A 15,692-nucleotide genomic window follows, 5' to 3' on the forward strand; every position below is an offset into this window, starting at 1 on the left:
AGAAAGAGGCCTGACATGCCCGAAGTGCTCGTCACCGGCGCGGCTGGTCGGATCGGCAGCTACCTGCGCTCCGGTCTGCCGCTGCGGGGCTGGCGTCTGCGGTGTCTGGACCTGGTGGAACCGCCGGAATCGGACGGTCTGCCATGGTCGATCGCCGACATCGGCGACGCCACCGACTTCGCGGTGCTGGCGAAGGCGATGGACGGCGTCGAAGCGGTCGTGCACTTGGCGGGCATCCCCACCGAGGCAGCCTTCGCCGATCTGCGGGAGGCCAACCTCTTGGGCACGTATCAGGTCTTTGAGGCGGCCCGGCAAGCCGGCGTGCCGCGCGTCGTCTACGCCAGCAGCAACCACGCGGTCGGATTCCACGAGAGCGGCTCGCTGCTGACTACCGGAGTCAGAGCCCGTCCCGATTCGCTATATGGGGTAACGAAAGTCTTCGGCGAGGCGCTGGGCTCCTTCTATGCCGACCGCTACGGCATGGACGTCGCAGCGGTTCGCATCGGCAGCTGCTTCGACCGGCCGCCGGGGGAGCGGGCCCTGGGAACCTGGCTGAGCCCGCACGACTCGGTGCGTCTGATCGACGCCCTGCTGCGCGCGCCCTCGTACGGCTTCCAACTGCTCTACGGCATCTCGGCGAACACCCGAGCCTGGTGGGACCTGACCCCGGCGATCGCGCTGGGATACCGCCCCGAGGACGACGCCGAGGTGTTCGCCGAGGAGATCCTCGCCGAGTTCGGAACCCTGCCGGACAGCGATCCGGACCGTCGCTTCGTCGGGGGGCGGATGGCGCTGGGATGAATCCTTCTCTGGTCCCGCTCTACCCCTCGAGCCCGACCTCGCGCAGCAACCGGGTCCCGTCGTAGGCCGCCGTCAGCTCCAGCGCTGGGACGACGGGACGCTCGTTTAGGCTGTTCAGGCATGCGGCGATGGAGTTCGCCACCGGCAGGAAGGCGTTCAGCGCGCCGTTGGCCCGGTCGGCGCTCCAGAGCCGCTTCAGCTTCAGGGGGACCACGAACAGTCCGGCCGGGTAGTAGATGCTCAGTGCTGTCGTGGCCCACTTGGATTTCAGGACCTTGACATCGGTGGCCTGCTGCGTCAGCGAGTCGATGACGACGCGTGCGGACTGGTAGGCCTGCTCCAGCCAGTAGCGGGCGTCGTCGGTGCGGCTGAGGGCCAGCCACACCAGCGCCAGGTGGAGTTCGACCAGTGTCCGCTCCTGGACCGAGGAGGCGAGCGGCTGGGCGTCGTAGAAGCGGTCCTTGGCGGACTCCAGCAGCCGGTGGCTCTCCTGGTCGCGGTCACCGAGGCGGTGTGCCTCGCTCAGCAGCAGGCGTCCGGCCCGGTAGGGGCCTTCTTTCAGGAGCGTGACGTTCGCGTCGATGCTGTGCAGGACCCGCGATTGCTCGTCCTCGATGGCGTAGAGCGACTTGACGAGGTCCAGGACCTGATCGCCGCCGGGTACCGCGGAGTTCAGCGCCCCGGACAGCGCCGAGTGCACAGGTCCGAACTTCGCGACGCTGGCAGCGAGCCCGAACCACTTGGCGGCGGGATCCGGTCCCGAGAACGCCACGGCCGGAAGCTCCTCGTGCTTGCCGGCGCGCTGCCGCGTCCATTGGGCGACCTTCAGCAACTGCTCGTCCAGCCGCGAACCGGCGCTGGTCGGCGCGTCCGTCGGTCCGTCCACCCAGAACCGCCACCCGACAGGCGCCGCAGGCCACGAGGGATCGGGCTGCCACCCGGGATCGGGGATCCAGCCGTCCGGCGGAGCGGGCCAGCCCGGCGGGACGTTGAAGCGCATTGATGTGCCCATGACGATGTGCCCGCCCTCGCAACGAGACGCCCCGTGGCTTCGATCCGGATTCGGATCGGGAGCCAAGGTAGCAGGATCACCGTCCCGCGTCGGCGGATGCGGGGGTTCACCCTAATCGCAGCGTGACCAGGCACTCTTCACCGGTTGGCGAGGCGCTGCCGGCGGTCGGCGCCGGCGGCGGGGAACGCGGCGACGAGCTCTTCTTGCGGCGGAGCGTGAAATCGGCGATGGTCTATCCCGCCGCTGCGGGAGGCGCCGCGGGATCGTGGTCTCTCCACCGCAGCGGACCAACAACCTCTTGACGTGCTGTCGCCGGTCTGATGCCGGTCTGGCACCGGTCTGGTACCAGTCTCCGGCCGGTGCTCGGGCGGTCGTGACCGAGCCGGGCCGTGCTCGTTCTCCACGGTGGAACAAACCCCCCTGTCGTGGTGAAACCGAGCAGAAAGCCGTCCACATGCGGACCGACGTCCTTCCCGGCCAGGCGAACCCACCAGGATCGCGGGGCGGGCCGGAATCGGCGGCCGCGCTGGAATCGGCGCTGGTGCTGCACTACCCGCGCCTGGTCCGGCTGGCGTATATGGCGCTGCCCGGCGAGGGCGAGCGCCATCATCGAGCCCTGACGGCGCACGGGATCGTCCAGAACACGTTGCCGCGTACCGAGTTGCCGCCCGCGCTGCGTTCGCTGACGGCTCGGCTGCCGATCCCGAAACCGCGTCGGCGTACGCGGCACGTCCCCGGTGTGGCCAACGATGCCGCCACCGACGCCGCCTACTCGACGCTGCGTCTGGCGGTCCTGCGCGAGGTGTTGTGGGCGCCGCGGCGCCGCTGGCCCGGATTCTTGGCTCTGGTGCTGCGGCCCAGGGTCTGGGGACTGCGGTTGTTCCCGGTCGGCGGCGGCTCTGAGGAGTTGCGGCTGGCATCCGCGCTGCGGGACGCCGACCCGGTCGCGCGCGCCGCCTATGTTCTGCTCACGTTGGAAGGGCTCACCAACCGCCAGGCTGAGGCGGAGCTCGCAGCGGCTGGAGCGGAGAACTGCCGCAGCGGTGTCGCTGCCGGTCAACGCATGGCCCTGATGTACCCGGCGCAGGTGGCGCTGTCCGGTGAGTTCGACCCCTGCACCCTACGGACCGGGCCGGTCGATCTGCCGCGGCGGCGACGCCGGATCCGGCTGGCGGCGGCGGTGCTGGCGTGCGGCGTTCTTGGTGCTGGGACTGCGTTTGCGGTCAGCTTGGTAGGGAGCGGCGGTGGTGACGGCCATCCGGGGGCCGCGGCCACGCCTTCGGTCGTGGCGACGCCGCACGGCACCGTCACCCTCGCTTCCGTCCCCGCCGATCTGTGGCTGCACACCGCGCGTCTGGACTTCAGCGCCTGGTCCGATCGCAGCCAGTCCGGCGCCGACGGCGCGGCGGTGGATCAGGCGCTCGCGGCATGGACCGGTTCGGAGCCCGGTGTGGCGCAAGCGGGACCGGGAACCTCCGCCGAGGCTCCGGTCGCGCCGGTGCGCCTGCTGTGGAACGGACGGCTGGACGGCGCGACCGTCGTGCTGCTCGCCGACGCCACCCGGCTGGCCCGCTACACCCGCCCCGACCACCCGAGCGCCGCCGATCCGGTGCGGCTGGACGTGGCGCGCGCCGACGATTCGGACGTCACCTCCGCCGGCGCCGTGCTGCTGCGCTCGACCGCCGCCGGGGACCGCTGGCTGGTCGCGCCGTGGGTCGTGGAGGTCACCACGCGGGACTTCCGGCAGCCGAACACGCTGGCGCGGACGGTCGGCGTCGTCAACGGCGTCACCGCCGAGGTGCCGCGTCCGCCGGCGAGCGGTTGTGCCAGCTGGCCGGCGCTTCAGCTGCGCTCTTCGCCGCTGGTCGCCGAACACCATGCCTTCCTGCTCACCGATCTCGGCGGCGTCACCGGCGCGCACCTCACCTTCACTCCGGCGCCTTCGCACGCTGCCGCGCAGTCGCCGCGCGAAGCGACCGGCTCTGATGCGCTGGTGGCGCTGTCCCGGCTGGCGTGCGGTCTGCCCGCGCTGCGGAATCAGGACACGAAGCAGGTGAACACCTGGGAGTTCGCGCTCCAGCCGCTGCCGCAAGGACAGGGCACTGCGACCTGGGTCTGTACGCGCGCCGATCACTGGGACGGGACCGGTTCGACCGCGACCGAGTTCCTGGCGCCGGGAAGCGCGCCCGCCGAGCAGACCGGTGCGCAGGCTCAGGGGCGCGCGTGCAGCCGGTTCTCGCAGCACATCGTCGCCGACACCCGGTGGCGCTCGCCGCAGGGCAAGCAGTATCTGCTGGTCGCCGGGTCGCGGCACGTCACGTCGGTGCAGGTCGGGTCGGCGACGGTCGCAGTGCCCGACCACACGGCGGCGCTGCCCGGCGCCGGTGCCTCGCCGACGATCACCGGTGTGCTGGACATCGGCGGGACGGTTTCGCCTCTGGCGCGGTGAGGGTCTTGACAGCCCTACAGGTCTAGTCCAATCTGCGTCCTAGCCGCAGCTCCGGAGCAGCAGCGCATCCGCCCACTCGCCATGTAGTGCTGCCTGGAGGACGTTTGATGCTCAGGAATCTCAGTTCTCGCCGACGACAACTTCTCGCCTCCGCCGGGGCGGCGGTCGGCGCGCTCGCGCTCGCGGGAGCAGCCGCGGGCCTCGCGACGAACGCGACGGCCGCCACGGGCGCGCCCGCCGCGGCGCCGGCGGCGTCCGGCAACCTGCTGACCAACCCCGGGTTCGAAACCGGGGACTTGTCCGGTTGGACGTGTGACGCCGGTACAGGAGCCGTCGTCGCCTCGCCCGTGCGCTCCGGAACCCATTCGCTGGCCGGCACGCCGTCGGGGTCGGCCGACGCGCAGTGCACGCAGACCGTCTCGGTGCAGCCGAACACGGCGTACACGTTCTCAGGGTACGTCGAAGGGTCCTACGTCTACATCGGCGTGACCGGCGGCACCTCGACGTGGACGCCGTCGGCGACCAGCTGGCAGCAGCTGTCGGTGGCGTTCACGACCACCGCGTCGCAGACCTCTGTCCAGGTCTACGTCCACGGCTGGTACGGGCAGCCGGTGTACCACGCCGACGACCTGGCGCTGACCGGCCCGGCCGGACCGCCGCCGACGACTCCGCCGACGACTCCGACCACACCGCCCACGACGCCGTCCACGACGCCGACGACCGTGCCGACGTCGAGCACGCCCACGACGCCGACCAGCTCCACGCCGAGCACCCCGCCGAGCAGCTCCTCCTCCGCGCCGGGCGGCACGACCTGCCCGGTCAAGTCGCGCCCGGCGGGCAAGGTGATCCAGGGCTACTGGGAGAACTGGGACGGCGCGCTCAACGGCGTGCACCCCGGGCTCGGCTGGATCCCGATCAACGACCCGCGCATCCAGCAGCACGGATACAACGTGATCAACGCCGCGTTCCCGGTCATCCTGTCCGACGGCACCGCCGAATGGCAGGACGGCATGGACACCAACGTCAAGGTCGACACCCCGGCCGACTACTGCGCGGCGAAGGCCTCCGGCGCGACGATCCTGATGTCGATCGGCGGCGCGGCCGCGGGCATCGACCTCAACTCCAGCACGGTCGCCGACAAGTTCGTCGCCACCATCGTGCCGATCCTGAAGGCGTACAACTTCGACGGCATCGACATCGACATCGAGACCGGCCTGACCGGCAGTGGCAGCATCAACACCCTGTCGACCTCGCAGGCCAACCTCGAGCGCATCATCGACGGCATCCTCGCCCAGATGCCCTCGAACTTCGGCCTGACCATGGCGCCGGAGACCGCCTACGTGACCGGCGGCAGCGTCACGTACGGCTCGATCTGGGGCTCGTACCTCCCGATCATCAAGAAGTACATGGACAACGGCCGCCTGTGGTGGCTGAACATGCAGTACTACAACGGCAGCATGTACGGCTGCTCCGGCGACTCCTACCAGGCCGCGACAGTCCAGGGCTTCCAGGTCCAGACCAACTGCCTGAACAGCGGCCTGACCATCCAGGGCACCACCATCAAGGTCCCCTACGACCACCAGGTCCCAGGCCTGCCCGCCCAACCCGGCGCCGGCGGCGGCTACATGACCCCGTCCCTGGTCTCCCAGGCATGGAGCAGCGTCGGCGGCCAAGTCAAGGGCCTGATGACCTGGTCGGTCAACTGGGACGGCTCCCTGGGCTGGACCTTCGGGAACAACGTGAAGGGGTTGGAGGGACGCTGAGGTTAGGGGTGATGTCGAGCTGACGTCACTTTGCGGTGCGGGGTTCCACGCCGGTTGGTGTGGGACCCCGCTTGCGTTGGCGTTACGTACGCCCGGGATGCAACCGCTGCTGCAACAGCCGCCGCTCGGCGTCGGTCGGTGCCAGCTCCAACGCGGTTTCCAGGCTTGCCCTCGCTTCCGCGTCGCGTCCTACCTTGGCGAGCAGGTCGGCGCGGGCCGCGTGCAGGAGGTGGTAGCCGTCGAGGCGTCCGGAGGCGGTGAGGGTGTCGAGGTCGGGCAGGGCGGTCTCAGGGCCCTGTGCCATTGCTAGGGCGACGGTGCGGTTCAGGTCGACCAGGGGGCTTGGCGAGACGCGGCGGAGTTGGTCGTAGAGGCCGACGATTTGCGGCCAGTCGGTCTTCTCGACGGAGGCTGCGGTTGCGTGGCAGGCGGCGATGGCTGCCTGGATCTGGAAGGGTCCGGCTCGGCGGCGGCGTAGGGCGCTCTCCAAGATTGCCGTGGCTTCGTCGATGCGCTTGCGGTCCCATAGGGAGCGGTCCTGGTGTTCCAGCGTGACCAGTTCGCCTTCGGCGTCCAGACGTGTCGCGAGGCGCGCCTCCTGCAGCAGCATCAGGGCCAGCAAGCCCTGTGCCTCGGGCTCGTCCGGCATCAGCGTGGCCAGGACTCGCGCCAGTCGGATCGCCTCCGTGCTCAGGCGCGCCTTGTGCTGCTGGTCGCTGTAGCTCTCGTTGTAGAGCAGATACAGCACGTGCAGGACTGCGGGCAGGCGATCGGGCAGCAGGTGGGCCGGCGGGACGCGGAACGGGATGACGGCGTGCGCCACCTTCTGCTTGGCGCGGAAGATGCGCTGGGCCATGGTGCGTTCGCTGACCAGGAAGGCGCGTGCGATGTCGGCGGTGCTCAAGCCCGCGAGTGAGCGCAAGGTCAGCGCTACTTGCGCGTCGAGGTTCAGTGCCGGGTGGCAGCAGGTGAACATGAGCTCCAGGCGCTCGTCCGGGATTTCGCTGTCGCGGGTGTAGGGCGGCGGCGCCTTGGCTTCCAGGGCTGCCCACTGGCGCAGCTTCGCCGCCTCGGTGGAGGCGCGCCGGAAGGTGTCGATGGCGCGGTTGCGGGCGGCGGTGGTCAGCCAGGCGAGCGGTTGGCGGGGGATGCCTTCGTCGGGCCAGCGGCGCAGGGCTTGGGTGAAGGCGTCTTGTGCGCACTCCTCGGCCAGGTTCCAGTCGCCGCCGGTGAAGCGGATCATGGTCGCCACGATCCGGCTCCAGCTGTCGGCGTAGAGGGCGGCGATGACTTCGCTCGCCGGTTCGTCGGTCATCGCCGCCTCCGCCTGGTGTGGGTGCTCGCCTGCCGTCAGTCGGACAGCACCATCAGTCGACCCAGAAGGGCCGCAGCTCGATGACGCCGTGCCAGGCCATCGGGTGGCGCGAGGCGACCTCGACGGCCTCGTCCAGATCGGCGCACTCCAGCACGTCGAAGCCGGCGATCAGGTCCTTGGTCTCGACGTAGGGACCGTCGGTGAGCAGGACCTCGCCGTCGCGGACGCGCACGCAGGTGGCGTCGCTGCCGGGCCGCACCCGGTCGCCCATGAGCCGGATGCCCTGCTCGTCGTTGTCCTTGACCCACACGTCGATGTCGGGAGCGCCGGCGATCTCCTCCTCGGGCTTGTCGGGGTCCACGCACACCAGCATCAGGTACCTCATGTGTCTGCTCCGTTCACTGCTCGTCGGACGGCGGCTCGCGCCGTTGGCATCGGGATGACGAACGGGCACGCGGCATTACTACAGGCTGGCGGAAAAAATCTTCAGTCGCTACTCCGCGTGCACCCCTGGCACGCTCCGGGCGCACCGCGGGCACACCCCGGGCGCACCCCGGGCGCACCTGGTCGGCACCCTGGCGGCCACGGGCCCGGGTCGGTGCCAGGGTTCGCCCCTGGGGTGAGGCGCCCGGGATGCGGGGATCGTTGGCGGCGGGTGCCGACCGGCATCGCGCGGGGTGCAGGAGCGGACGGAGCGGGACGATGGTGGACTTCAAGCTCGAGGTCGTGGTGCTGCCGGTGGCGGACGTGGACCGGGCCAAGGACTTCTACGCCGGGATCGGGTTCCGGGTGGACGTCGACTTCTCCGGGCCCGGCGGATTCCGGGTCGTGCACCTGACGCCGCCCGGGTCGACCGCCTCGCTGATCATCGGCAGCGGGGTGACCGACGCGGCGCCCGGGTCCGAGCGCGGCGTGCACCTGGTCGTGGACGACGTCGTCGCCGCCCGCGAGGAGCTGCTGGCGCACGGCGTCGAGGTCAGCGAGGTGTTCCACGACGCCGGCGGCGTCTTCCACCACGCCGGGACCCTCGACCGCCTCGCCGGACCGCACCCGGAGCGGCAGTCCTACGGCTCCTTCGCCTCCTTCACCGACCCGGACGGCAACACCTTCGTCCTGCAAGAGGTCACCACGCGCCGCCCCGGCCGGATCGGGCACGTCGTCTACCGCACGACCGCCGACCTGGAGCAGGCGCTGCGCGACGCCGAGGCGGCGCACGGCGAGTACGAGGGCGAGCTCGGCCACCGCGACGAGGAATGGCCGGCCTGGTACGCCGCGCACATGGCCCGGGCCGCCGGCCTCGGGGTCTGAACACCGGAGTCTGAACGCTGAGTCCGTACGCCAAGGTCCGAACACCGAGGCCCGAGCGCCGGACACGCCACGACAAGCAAAGAAAGAACTGGGGAGGCATGGAGTCCATCGGCATGGCGATGGTGGGTCGGGAAGCGGAGCAGGCCGAACTCGCGGCGTTCGTCAAAACCGCCGCGGGTCAGGCGCTGGTCCTGCGCGGGGAGACCGGCGTGGGCAAGAGCTCGCTGCTGGGCCACGCCGCCGCGGTGGCCGAGCAGGAGGGCTACGCCGTCATCCGCGCCTCGGGCGTCGAGGCGGAGTCCGAGCTGCCCTACGCCGGGCTGCACCAGTTCCTGCACCCGCTGCTGGCCGACGTCGCCGACCTCGACGATGGCAGCCAAGAGGTCTTCGACGCCGTCTTCGGCCGCGCCGACAGCGACCCGCCGTCGGTCATGACCCTGGGCATCGCCGTCCTGAGCCTGCTGTCCCTGGCCGCCGCGCGCAAGCCGCTGCTCCTGGTCCTGGACGACGGGCAATGGCTCGACGACTCCAGCGCCGACATCTGCGGCTTCGTCGGCCGCCGCCTGGCCGGCAGCCCGGTGAAGCTGCTGGTCGGCGTCCGCACCGACATCGCCTCGCGCTTCGACACCGCCGCGCTGCCCGAACTCCCGATCGCCGCCCTGAACGACCAGGACGCCGCGGCCCTGCTGACGCAGCGCTTTCCGACGCTGGGCAAACAGATTCGGCGCCTGGTGTTGACCCAAGCCCAAGGAAACCCGCTGGCGTTGCTGGAGCTGCCGGCACACCTCGGCGGCGCGGCGATCCAAGGCGAGCCGGCGCTGGAAAGCCTCGTCGGCGACCTCGGCATGCCGCTGCCCCGGCGGCTGCAACGCCTCTACGGCAGCCGCATCGCAGCCCTGAGCGATGCCATGCGCGCCGAGCTGCTGATGGGAGCCCTCGACGGCGCCGGCGCCGGAGCCCGGCTCAGCCGCGGCGAGGCCGGAAGCGGACCCGGCGCGCGCTACCGCATGCGCGACGCCGACGAAGCAGTAGCCGCCGGACTGCTGGAGATCGAACCGGCCACCGGCGACTTCGCCTTCCGTCATCCGCTGGTGCGCTCGGCGGTGGTGCAGATGGCGACCCCCAACCAGCGCCGTGCAGCTCATCGCGCCCTGGCCCAGATCCACCGCGAGCACCTGGAACGCCGCGCGACCCACCTCGCCGCCGCGACCGTCGACCCCGACGAGGAGGTCGCCGACATCCTGGAGGCGGCGGCCGAGTCGGCGACCAAGCGCGGCGGCGCCCTGGCCGCGGTGGCGTGGCTGACCCGCGCCGCCGAACTCAGCGTGGAGCACACCAGCCGCTCCCGGCGGCTGGCTGACGCCGCGTTCGTCGCCGGGCACGCCGCGCGCCTCGGTCAGGCGCACCGCCTCGTGCAGTACGGACTCGCGCCGGGTTCGACCGACTCGGCGGCGTCGGTACTGGCCTCGGCGTATCAGGCGCTGTATCAGGACGGCGACGTCCTCTCCACGCACCGCCAGGTCGCCCTGGCGATCCAGAAGCTGCGTGACACCGGTCCCACCGAAGCCGACGAAGTCCTGACCCGGCTGGTCAACCTCCTGCTGGCGATCAGCCAGTACGCCGGGGACCGCGCAGCCTGGGAACGTACGCAGGCGCTCCTAGCCGATCTGGGAGACCTGATCACCGAACGCTCACGCCTGTACGGCGACACCTGGAGCGACGTGATCCGGCACGGCGCCGGCAGCGCCGAGGTGATCGAACAGGCTGCTGCGAAGGTGGCGGGTCAGGAACCGTGGGAGGTCACGCGCCTGGCGGTCGCGGCATATCACCTTGACATCCTCAGCCGCTTCCGTCCGCACCTGCGTGGCATCGTGGACCGCGAGTTGGAGACCGGCGCTGTCGCCAGCGGCATGGTCATGCTCCACCTGATCATGCTGGACCAGATGGCGGTCGGCGAGTGGGACGGCGCGCAGGACACCGGACGGCGCGTGCTGGCGCTGGCCGTCGAGCACGGTCACGAGCTGTTCGCCACGCAGAGCCGCGCCTACCTCGCCCAGCTCGCCGCGCTGCGCGGACAGCTGGGACCGGCGCGCGACTTGCAGGCCGAAGTGGACGCTTGGGCCCGCCCGCGCGGACTCGGCTTCCTGACTCAGCTCGCTGACTCCGCCGGCGCGACGGCTGCGCTGAGCGCAGGCGACTACGAGACCGCCTACCTATACGCCATCGGCATCACGCCGCCGGGGGAGTTCCGCCCCTATGCGTATCAGGCTTCGCGGACGCTGCTGGACTTGGTCGAAGCCGCCCGCCACACCGGGCGCACTGAGCAGGCGCGGCAGCATGCCCTGGCCGCACGCGACGCCGACCTGCCGAAGATCTCCCCGCGTCTGGCGCTGCTGACCTACGGCGCGCTGGCGATGACCGCCGACGGCGAACACGAGGCGGCGGAGATGTTCGCACTGGCCGAAGCACATCCCGACGCGGCCCGGTTCCCGTTCGAGCTGGCGCGCATCAGGCTGGCGCACGGGATCCGGGTACGGCACGTCGAGGGTCGTGCGGCGGCGCGGCGATATCTGGTCCCGGCGGCGGAGGCTTTCGAGCGGTTGGGCGCTGCGGGCTGGACCGAGCGTGCGCGCGCTGAGCTGCGCGCGACCGGCGCCGTGCCGCGCGCCTCGATGCTGAATCTGGCGTCGCTGACCTGGCAGGAACGCCGGATCGCGGATCTGGCGGCCAGCGGGCTGACGAACAAAGAGATCGGCAAGCGGATGCACTTGTCGCCGCGCACCGTCAGCTCCCACCTGTATCGGATCTTTCCGAAGCTGGGGATCACGACGCGCGCCGCGTTGCGGGACGCGTTGAGCCGGACGGAGGAAGGTCCGCAGAGTTGATGCGCACGGAGCTGAAGTCCGCGGACCCGCCGGTGTCCGCGGGCTCAGCCCTGCTCGGCCGGGCTCGTGATCCCGTTGGCCGCCAGCCACGCCAGCACGTAGTCGGCGACGGCGGGCCAGCCGCTGTCGAAGACCAGCGAGTGCCCTCTGTCAGCGAACTGCTTCAGGTCGGTGACGGCCGTGGAGTCGCCGTAGAGCTTGTAGGTGGCGCGCGTGACGGCGTCGGCGACCATGCGGTCTTCCTGGCCGGAGATGAGCAGCAGCGGTCCCCGCGTCGCCGCGTCGACGACAACGCCCTCGCCGGCCGCCACGTCGCCGCCGCTGCGCATGGTGTCGTCCAGCCCGAGGTCGACAAGCAGCCGGCGCGGAGCCGGGACGACGTAGCGGGCATACAGCTGCGCGGCCTCTTCCTCACCGACCGCGTTCGCGATTGTGTGGCGGAACAAGGGTTGCAGGAGCTGTGTGTAGTCCTCGGACTGCGTCCCGGCCTTGTCGCTGGACGGTGGTGCCAGCGGCAGCGGCAGCGGCAGCGGCGCGATCGCGACCGCGGCTCGTCCCAACCCCGCGTCCAGAAGCTGCCGGGCGATGAGCCCTCCGACCGAGTGCCCGATAAGCACCGGCGGCCGGTCCTGCGAGCGGACCGCCTTCTCGTAGTGCGCGGTGAGCTCCTCCAGACCGAACACGCCAGATGGTTCCGCGGGGACGTGCACGTCGTAGCCGTGCGCGGCGAACCGTTCCGTCCAGCCCTCCCAGGACGACATGTCCACCCCCACACCGTGGATGAGGACTACGGGGATTCGATTCACGGCCCGACCTTCCGATTGCGCACGACGACCGCCGGGGCTGCGGCAGCTCGTTCAGCGTCCATCACCGGTGGCCGGACGGGAAAGAGTCGGATGACTGAATGTGGCAGTCGAACGCGAGGTCAGCGTGTCTGGACGTCATGTGACTGATGTGCCCGGCGAGGATGGCGCCGCAGGGTTGGGGCGACGGCAGGACATCCAGGAAGGACTAGATATGATCAACAGGCGGACGTTCACCAAGGCGGTCGGGCTGGGCGTGGGAGCCACGGCGGTGACGGCTGTGTCGACCGGTACCGCATCCGCGGCCCTGGCGAGCGCGTCCAGCGGGTCCAGCGGATCCAAGGGTCCCGGCGGGACCGGCGGCAAGGCTCCGGTGATCCCGACCATCGCTCCGGGCACGCACACCACCTTCTCGGACCTGAAGCAGGTCCGCGCCGGCGTCCTGGACATCGGCTACGCCGAGACCGGCCCGAAGCACGGTCCGGTGGCGATCCTGCTGCACGGCTGGCCCTACGACATCCACAGCTTCGTGGACGTCGCGCCGCTGCTGGCCGACGCCGGCTACCGGGTGATCGTGCCGTATCTGCGCGGCCACGGCTCCACCACGTTCCTGTCCCCGGCGACCGCGCGCAACGCGCAGCAGTCGGCGATCGCCCTGGACATCATCGCGATGATGGACTCGCTGCACATCCGCAAGGCGGTCGTGGCCGGGTTCGACTGGGGCTCGCGCACCGCGGACATCATGGCCGCGCTGTGGCCCGAGCGTGTCAAGGCCCTGGTATCCACCAGCGGCTACCTGATCACCAACGTGGCGGCGCAGAAGAACCCGCTGCCGCCCAAGGCCGAGCAGATCTGGTGGTACCAGTACTACTTCGCCACCGACCGCGGACAGACCGCGATGCAGACCCCCGCCGACCGCAACGCCCTGTGCCGCCTGGTCTGGGACGACGTCTCGCCGACCTGGGCCTTCGACGACGCCACCTTCAACCGCACCGCGGCGGCCTTCGACAACCCCGACTACGCCGCCATCGTGATCCACAACTACCGCTGGCGCCTGGGCCTGGCCGACGGCGAGCGCCGCTACGACCGCTACGAGCAGTTGCTGGCGGCCAAGCCCACCATCGCGGTGCCGACCATCACCATCGACCCGGCGCTGGACCCGTTCATCGCCTCCACCGACGGCACGGGCTACCGGAACTTCTTCACCGGTCCCTACGACCACCGCGTCTTCACCGCCATCGGCCACGACGCACCCCAGGAAGCCCCCACGGCGTTCGCCCAGGCAGTGGTCGACGCCGACCACATGTGAGCAAGGAGCGGAAGTGAGTGATCCCAGCGTGCACGAGGTGTCCGGCGTCTCGACCCTGCGCCGGCACGACCATCACGACCATCACGGCCACCACCACGGCAACGATCACGACCGCGACGCCGCCGACGCGCGCACGGCCCGCTTCGGCGCGCTGCCGGACCGCGTCGCGTTCGAGGACATGGTCCAGGAGCAGCCGGCTCTGCCCGCGAACCAGGCGGTGGACTCCTACGACGCCGACGGTCTGAACGCCAGGTTCTCGTGCCTGGCGGTGGACCTGGGGCTGTGAGCGACCTCCCGACGCTCGAGTGACGCGTGCCGCGGCCGGTTCCAGGGCCGGCTGCGGCACGCCGCTGTCATAGTGGAGACATGGTGAAACGCACGTACACCTCGCCTGTCAGGGCCGCGGGGGCCCGGGAGACCCACGCCGCGATCCTGAGAGCCGCGGAGAGCCTGTTCGTGGAGCGGGGTTACGTGCAGACCACGGTCGCCGGCATCGCCGAGCGCGCCGGCGTCGCCTTGAACACCGTCTACACCAGCGTCGGCGGCAAGCCGGCGATCGTGGAGGCGCTGGCGGTCGAGGGCACGGAGGACGAGGGGATCCAGGCCTCGTTGGCCGCCGTCCACGTCGCGACCGAACCCAGGGAAGTCCTGCGGCTGACGGCCGAGAGCACGGGCGCCATCACGCGCCGGCACGAAGCGATCCTGACCGTGTTGTTCGACAACGCGACCGCCGATCCGGCGGTCGCCGCCGCGGCCGAGCAGGCGATCAAGCGCTACCGCGAGCACCTGAGCGTCATCGCCGAGCATCTGGTGGGCCTCGGCGCGGTGCACACCGACGAGGTCAGGACCGAGCAGGTTCTATGGTTCTTCTTCGGGCAGACGGCCTGGAAGACGGTCCGCGGATTCGGCTGGAGCTGGACCGAAGGCGCCGAGTGGCTGACGGCGCAAGCCGCATCGGCTCTGCTGCCTTAAGCCTGCGCCGCGGCCGAAGACATCAGCCTTCTGCTTCCGCGACTCCCACCAGCGCGGCCACCACCGCCCGCACGACCTCGCGCCGCTCCTCACGATCGGTGACCTGCACCAGCGCCATCACGTCCGGACTGGTGAACTCCCAGAACGCGGCCACGTGCAGGATCAAGGCGAACAGCACGTCGGCGTCGAAGCCGCCCCGGATGACGCCGCCGCGCAACGCCCGCTCGATGAGCGCGATCCGTCCGGCGGCATCGTTCCCGGCCGCCGCGTCCGGCGGCAGGTCGTCGTGCTCCAGGCGCCGCCAGGTGTTCAGCCGCGACAGCTCCGGATGATCGACATAGGCGTCGCACAGCAAGGCGGCGGCGCCGGGCAGGTCCTCGACGTCCAGCGGCAGCCCTTCGACGGTCTGCCGGACGGCGTCCTCCCACACCGCGTCGAACAGCCCGGCCTTGCTCTTGAAGTAGTGGTAGATCTGCGCCTTGTTGGCCTGCGCGGCCTCGGCGATGCGGTCGACCCGGGCTCCGGTGAGCCCGCGCGCGGCGAATTCCGCACGTCCCGCGGCGATCAGGCGCTGCCTGGTGGCTTCGGCGTCGCGCTGCATGAGTGCCCTCTTGTTCTAACTAACCGTTTGGTTGATATGCTGCCGCCGTGCCCTTGCTCCACCCCGCCGGCTCAGCTCGGCTCCAGCGTCCCGAACCGCAGCCCGTCCCGGCTCCGGCCGACCAGCGCCGTGTACGGATGGCGCCGCCAGCCGCGGCAGCGCGCGGCCACGCCGATCCGCTTCGCGCCGTCGGGAGAGACAGCCACGCACACTTTGCGGCTCAGACGCGCACCGCAGCGCTCGCACACGGTCCGCTTCGCGATGAACGCATAAGCCTGCTGAGCGATCCAGACATCGGCAGCGGTGAGGGCGGAGCCAGTGTCAGCGCTGGCATCGGCGCCGGCATCAGTGCTGGCATCGGCATCGGCGACCACGTTCGGGACGGCCGAGAGCTCCGCGGCGTGCCACGGCCCGGCGAACATCGAGGACAACTCGGTGAGCAATATCCAATCCATGCCTCCACGCTCTCCCGGC

14 protein-coding genes are annotated in these 15,692 nt (G+C 70.7%); 8 read left to right on the forward strand and 6 right to left on the reverse strand.

The annotated features are described in order from the left end of the window. Window positions 1-15: 15 nt before the first annotated feature. Entirely contained in the window at window positions 16-801 is a 786-nt protein-coding gene (locus CACI_RS20890; RefSeq protein WP_015792815.1) for an NAD-dependent epimerase/dehydratase family protein, read from the forward strand. Window positions 802-820: 19 nt separating this feature from the next. On the opposite strand, the gene CACI_RS52630 is transcribed toward CACI_RS20890, so the two are convergent. Continuing rightward, window positions 821-1,813: a hypothetical protein gene (locus tag CACI_RS52630; protein WP_015792816.1), complete on the reverse strand. Its 993-nt coding sequence runs from the start codon at window positions 1,811-1,813 to the stop codon at window positions 821-823. A gap of 454 nt (window positions 1,814-2,267) precedes the next feature. Here CACI_RS52630 and CACI_RS51335 point away from each other — a divergent pair, with 454 nt between their 5' ends. Together CACI_RS51335 and CACI_RS20905 are read left to right on the forward strand one after the other, a co-directional pair. Then, window positions 2,268-4,262: a hypothetical protein gene (locus CACI_RS51335; protein WP_015792817.1), complete on the forward strand. Its 1,995-nt coding sequence runs from the start codon at window positions 2,268-2,270 to the stop codon at window positions 4,260-4,262. A gap of 107 nt (window positions 4,263-4,369) precedes the next feature. Then, a complete protein-coding gene (locus CACI_RS20905) occupies window positions 4,370-6,025 on the forward strand; it encodes a carbohydrate binding domain-containing protein (protein WP_015792818.1) in 1,656 nt (551 codons plus the stop codon). An 82-nt stretch (window positions 6,026-6,107) separates the two neighbouring features. On the opposite strand, the gene CACI_RS20910 is transcribed toward CACI_RS20905, so the two are convergent. Continuing rightward, window positions 6,108-7,340 (reverse strand): RNA polymerase sigma factor, encoded by a 1,233-nt coding sequence (locus tag CACI_RS20910; RefSeq protein ID WP_015792819.1) that lies wholly within the window; start codon window positions 7,338-7,340, stop codon window positions 6,108-6,110. A 52-nt stretch (window positions 7,341-7,392) separates the two neighbouring features. After that, window positions 7,393-7,725 carry a YciI family protein gene (locus tag CACI_RS20915; RefSeq protein WP_015792820.1) on the reverse strand — a complete coding sequence of 111 codons (333 nt, stop codon included), beginning with the start codon at window positions 7,723-7,725 and terminating at the stop codon, window positions 7,393-7,395. Window positions 7,726-8,042: 317 nt separating this feature from the next. Between CACI_RS20915 and CACI_RS20920 the strand changes: the two genes are divergently transcribed. After that, window positions 8,043-8,648: a VOC family protein gene (locus CACI_RS20920; RefSeq protein WP_015792821.1), complete on the forward strand. Its 606-nt coding sequence runs from the start codon at window positions 8,043-8,045 to the stop codon at window positions 8,646-8,648. 98 nt (window positions 8,649-8,746) lie between these two features. Further along, window positions 8,747-11,533 carry a helix-turn-helix transcriptional regulator gene (locus CACI_RS20925; protein WP_041540378.1) on the forward strand — a complete coding sequence of 929 codons (2,787 nt, stop codon included), beginning with the start codon at window positions 8,747-8,749 and terminating at the stop codon, window positions 11,531-11,533. Window positions 11,534-11,577: 44 nt separating this feature from the next. Here the strand turns inward: CACI_RS20925 and CACI_RS20930 are convergent, their stop codons facing one another. After that, a complete protein-coding gene (locus tag CACI_RS20930) occupies window positions 11,578-12,339 on the reverse strand; it encodes an alpha/beta hydrolase (RefSeq protein ID WP_015792823.1) in 762 nt (253 codons plus the stop codon). A gap of 211 nt (window positions 12,340-12,550) precedes the next feature. Here CACI_RS20930 and CACI_RS20935 point away from each other — a divergent pair, with 211 nt between their 5' ends. From CACI_RS20935 to CACI_RS20945, 3 genes are all read left to right on the forward strand, one after another. Then, a complete protein-coding gene (locus CACI_RS20935) occupies window positions 12,551-13,645 on the forward strand; it encodes an alpha/beta hydrolase (RefSeq protein ID WP_015792824.1) in 1,095 nt (364 codons plus the stop codon). Window positions 13,646-13,658: 13 nt separating this feature from the next. Further along, a complete protein-coding gene (locus tag CACI_RS20940) occupies window positions 13,659-13,931 on the forward strand; it encodes a hypothetical protein (RefSeq protein WP_015792825.1) in 273 nt (90 codons plus the stop codon). A gap of 80 nt (window positions 13,932-14,011) precedes the next feature. After that, window positions 14,012-14,617 (forward strand): TetR/AcrR family transcriptional regulator, encoded by a 606-nt coding sequence (locus CACI_RS20945; RefSeq protein ID WP_041540379.1) that lies wholly within the window; start codon window positions 14,012-14,014, stop codon window positions 14,615-14,617. 22 nt (window positions 14,618-14,639) lie between these two features. Here the strand turns inward: CACI_RS20945 and CACI_RS20950 are convergent, their stop codons facing one another. After that, entirely contained in the window at window positions 14,640-15,218 is a 579-nt protein-coding gene (locus CACI_RS20950; RefSeq protein WP_015792827.1) for a TetR/AcrR family transcriptional regulator, read from the reverse strand. A gap of 71 nt (window positions 15,219-15,289) precedes the next feature. Further along, a complete protein-coding gene (locus tag CACI_RS20955; protein ID WP_015792828.1) occupies window positions 15,290-15,673 on the reverse strand; it encodes a hypothetical protein in 384 nt (127 codons plus the stop codon). Window positions 15,674-15,692: the final 19 nt, after the last annotated feature.

Source organism: Catenulispora acidiphila DSM 44928 (assembly GCF_000024025.1).
Lineage (GTDB): Bacteria > Actinomycetota > Actinomycetes > Streptomycetales > Catenulisporaceae > Catenulispora > Catenulispora acidiphila.

What these genes read in the sequence shown, in the direction of transcription:
- CACI_RS20890 (WP_015792815.1), top strand. Translation starts at nt 16, where the DNA reads ATGCCCGAAGTGCTCGTCACCGGCGCGGCTGGTCGGATCGGCAGCTAC.
- CACI_RS52630 (WP_015792816.1), bottom strand. Translation starts at nt 1,813, where the DNA reads ATGGGCACATCAATGCGCTTCAACGTCCCGCCGGGCTGGCCCGCTCCG.
- CACI_RS51335 (WP_015792817.1), top strand. Translation starts at nt 2,268, where the DNA reads ATGCGGACCGACGTCCTTCCCGGCCAGGCGAACCCACCAGGATCGCGG.
- CACI_RS20905 (WP_015792818.1), top strand. Translation starts at nt 4,370, where the DNA reads ATGCTCAGGAATCTCAGTTCTCGCCGACGACAACTTCTCGCCTCCGCC.
- CACI_RS20910 (WP_015792819.1), bottom strand. Translation starts at nt 7,340, where the DNA reads ATGACCGACGAACCGGCGAGCGAAGTCATCGCCGCCCTCTACGCCGAC.
- CACI_RS20915 (WP_015792820.1), bottom strand. Translation starts at nt 7,725, where the DNA reads ATGAGGTACCTGATGCTGGTGTGCGTGGACCCCGACAAGCCCGAGGAG.
- CACI_RS20920 (WP_015792821.1), top strand. Translation starts at nt 8,043, where the DNA reads ATGGTGGACTTCAAGCTCGAGGTCGTGGTGCTGCCGGTGGCGGACGTG.
- CACI_RS20925 (WP_041540378.1), top strand. Translation starts at nt 8,747, where the DNA reads ATGGAGTCCATCGGCATGGCGATGGTGGGTCGGGAAGCGGAGCAGGCC.
- CACI_RS20935 (WP_015792824.1), top strand. Translation starts at nt 12,551, where the DNA reads ATGATCAACAGGCGGACGTTCACCAAGGCGGTCGGGCTGGGCGTGGGA.
- CACI_RS20945 (WP_041540379.1), top strand. Translation starts at nt 14,012, where the DNA reads ATGGTGAAACGCACGTACACCTCGCCTGTCAGGGCCGCGGGGGCCCGG.
- CACI_RS20950 (WP_015792827.1), bottom strand. Translation starts at nt 15,218, where the DNA reads ATGCAGCGCGACGCCGAAGCCACCAGGCAGCGCCTGATCGCCGCGGGA.
- CACI_RS20955 (WP_015792828.1), bottom strand. Translation starts at nt 15,673, where the DNA reads ATGGATTGGATATTGCTCACCGAGTTGTCCTCGATGTTCGCCGGGCCG.